Raw genomic sequence first — 2,641 nt, 5'->3', positions numbered from 1 at the left:
TGGCCGCGTGTGTCGCACCGTTTTGATCGCCATATTGGCGCTCGAACACCTCCATAAACCCCTGCTGCTTGATATTGATGTCCCACTGTTTGGCGAAGCTGCGCAGCTCCTTCATCCACTGTGACTGCTTTACCTTGACCAAGCCTTCGCGGCTCACCTCTGCCACAACTTGGCAGGCTCCAAGGTAACTGTTCTCATAGGTGAGCGGTGTCCATGTCGTGCCCTGTTCCGCAGGAACTACGAGGAACGTGATCTCGGGATCGCGCATGGCATCGCCATTCTGTTCGCTGTAATGCGCGATGCTGAGTTCATACGCGCCGTTGGGATACGGGCCGCCGATCACCTCGATCACCAGCCGCATGAACGGCGGTTTCTCGAGGCGGAGGTAGCGAGTGCGGACAGCTTCAAAGCCGCCGTGTTGATCAATCATGGTCTGGATATTTTGCATGGTCGTTTGCTATGGGGTTTGGGGTCACCACTCGAAGAGCGGCAGGTCGGAAAAGGTTTCGCCATCGGCGTCGAGACGCGCATAGGCGTAGCCACGGGCCTTGATGGCCAAGAGCACGGCTCGCAGATGCGGGAACGTCGTCATTTCATCGGCATCGAGGTCTTCGATTAGGAACAGATGACCCACGCCATCGAGCAGGTGGGCCAACAGAGGCGGATCATCCGGTGAACGGCACTCCAGCGGACTGAGCCGTAGCAAAGCCTCGGCTTCGCTTGGTGGGATGTGCCGTGTGGACACCACGGGCACATGCATGATCCATGGGCCGGGGCTGTCGTAAAGGATGGGGATTTGTGCGGTGGTGAACAGGCTCATGAAGGTTGGTGGTCGAGATAGGATTCGAGATCGGCGAGCGCGGCTCTCACACAGCCGCCGCTGCCCACCGCGATCTGGTTCGCGGTGATGGATGGCACAGCCCAATGAGCGCTCAGGAACGCCGCCAGTTCCTCCGTGGTCGGTGGTAGCAGCTTGATGGCCTGGAACCGCGTCTGGAACCGCTCCGTCAGCAGATCAAGCTGCAGGTTGCTCGTGCCAAGGAAAGCGCGGCCCGGTGGCAGGCGGTCGAGGTAGGTGAGCAGGAGGTCCTGCGCTTCTCGTGAGCAGCGATCCAGCTCATTGACGATCTTGACCGACCATGAACTGAACAGACTGCCATAGGCAAGCTGCCGCATCCACTCGCGCACGAGGTCCACCGTCACTTCGCGCCCATTGTAGTCCTCAATGGCGAGTGGACTGCCGGCTAGTTGAAGCGCCACCAACTCGACGACGCTGGTCTTGCCCACACCGGGTGGACCATAGAGCAGAAGCTTCATCGTGGCTGAAGGATCACGGGAGAGGCGCTTGGCTTTGCTAGTCTGCGCCATCGCCACACGTTTGGCCTGGCCGATTAAATCCTCCGCTGTGCGCGGACGCCAGTTCATCGGCGAGGCCGGAGCTTGTTTGAGAACACGTTCACGCGGCTTGGATGCCATGATGGACCTCCTTTCCATGAGACGTGGAAAGCGTCGTAATCGCGGAGGCCACCGACCGTGCGCCCTTCTTGTAGAGCGTGACGGCCAGCAGTTGCCCGTCGATCCACACGGCCCAGTAACGCGTGCCATACTTGGTGATGGTGAGCCGGTCACTCATGGGTCCAGCCCTCCCGACGGATGCGTGCTTTCACGGAGTTCACCGACAACTTAAACTGCGCGGCTGCCTGCTTGATGGAACCGCTGCGGCGATACGACCGCTTCACCGCCTTCCAATCCACCAGCGTGCCGTTGGTGGTCACGCTGATGCGTTTGCGTCGTGGCTTCGGCGGCGTGGGCGTTCCAATGATCTGGTCCACAGCAGGCGTGAACGCATCGAACCTCTGCGGCGGTGGCGGCGGATCATCCGGCGTGATGCGGGCTTCGCGCAGGTTGGCGAGTTGTTCTCTGACTGCCTCGCTGGCGATGGGCCGCAGCATCTGCTCCACCGTGGCGGGAGCTTGCCCTCCGTTGAGGCGTTGCAGAGCTTCGATGAGCCGCGCATCCACGATGCTCTGGATCAACTCGATGGGGATTTCCGTGATGGCATACACCACCCCAGTCAGGGAGTTGAGCCCCATCAGGGCTTTCATCTGTTCCCGCGCCTCGCGGGGAGAGTCCGCTTCAACGCGGTCATCGAACAACACTTGGCCAGCTCGGCTGGCGATCAGTTTGAAGAGTTTCATATCAGTTTTGTTTTGGGGTTTGTGTTTTGGGTTAACAGGCAAAGAGGCAGGACTGGCTCAGGGCACGGTGATCGGTGGTCTTGGCGTGGTGACGCCGGGCCTGGGCGGCGCGCAGTCGTGGGACGAAGTGTGTGTTGCTCACCTGCATCCCCCGCCACTCCTCCCAAGCTCCATAGAGCCGCGTCTCCTGCGCATTCATCCACACCCAGCGCCCTGGCAGCTTGTGCAGCGCCTCAGGACCAGTGGTGTGGACCACGAGAGCCGCCGCGCGGGTGTCGCTCATCGGGGAGGTCGGCAGCGGTTCCTTGCGGTGCTGCTCCAGCCGCATCAGGGCGTCCACATACCCGCTCCATGTGCCGTTGTGGAACAGCACGCTCTCGGCCATGCCGCTCAGGCTGACGGAGGATTTAGGGGTGACGGGGAACGGGTGACACAATCGCGCA

General features: G+C 61.1%; 6 protein-coding genes. All 6 read right to left on the bottom strand.

Features of this window, described 5'->3' with window-relative positions; all coding sequences use genetic code 11:
* Positions 1–430 (bottom strand): DUF6908 domain-containing protein (locus tag AC6FTP_RS26850; protein WP_497209967.1); only part of this gene is annotated, 430 nt, incomplete at its 3' end.
* Positions 431–472: 42 nt separating this feature from the next.
* A complete protein-coding gene (locus AC6FTP_RS26845; protein WP_497209966.1) occupies positions 473–820 on the bottom strand; it encodes a DUF5983 family protein in 348 nt (115 codons plus the stop codon).
* A complete protein-coding gene (locus AC6FTP_RS26840; RefSeq protein ID WP_497209965.1) occupies positions 817–1,476 on the bottom strand; it encodes an AAA family ATPase in 660 nt (219 codons plus the stop codon). The genes AC6FTP_RS26845 and AC6FTP_RS26840 overlap by 4 nt, the downstream gene beginning before the upstream one ends.
* A complete protein-coding gene (locus AC6FTP_RS26835; RefSeq protein WP_497209964.1) occupies positions 1,457–1,633 on the bottom strand; it encodes a hypothetical protein in 177 nt (58 codons plus the stop codon). Before AC6FTP_RS26835 ends, AC6FTP_RS26840 begins: the two co-directional genes overlap by 20 nt.
* Positions 1,626–2,198 carry a hypothetical protein gene (locus AC6FTP_RS26830; RefSeq protein ID WP_497209963.1) on the bottom strand — a complete coding sequence of 191 codons (573 nt, stop codon included), beginning with the start codon at positions 2,196–2,198 and terminating at the stop codon, positions 1,626–1,628. The genes AC6FTP_RS26835 and AC6FTP_RS26830 overlap by 8 nt, the downstream gene beginning before the upstream one ends.
* A 31-nt stretch (positions 2,199–2,229) precedes the next feature.
* A partial coding sequence (locus tag AC6FTP_RS26825) for a hypothetical protein (protein ID WP_497209962.1) occupies positions 2,230–2,641 on the bottom strand: 412 nt, incomplete at its 5' end.

This window comes from Prosthecobacter sp., from assembly GCF_044378005.1.
GTDB lineage: Bacteria > Verrucomicrobiota > Verrucomicrobiia > Verrucomicrobiales > Verrucomicrobiaceae > Prosthecobacter.
This window is presented reverse-complemented; position numbering and strand designations above follow the sequence as displayed.

Coding starts and splice junctions, on each gene's coding strand:
- AC6FTP_RS26845 (WP_497209966.1), bottom strand. CDS start 820: ATGAGCCTGTTCACCACCGCACAAATCCCCATCCTTTACGACAGCCCC.
- AC6FTP_RS26840 (WP_497209965.1), bottom strand. CDS start 1,476: ATGGCATCCAAGCCGCGTGAACGTGTTCTCAAACAAGCTCCGGCCTCG.
- AC6FTP_RS26835 (WP_497209964.1), bottom strand. CDS start 1,633: ATGAGTGACCGGCTCACCATCACCAAGTATGGCACGCGTTACTGGGCC.
- AC6FTP_RS26830 (WP_497209963.1), bottom strand. CDS start 2,198: ATGAAACTCTTCAAACTGATCGCCAGCCGAGCTGGCCAAGTGTTGTTC.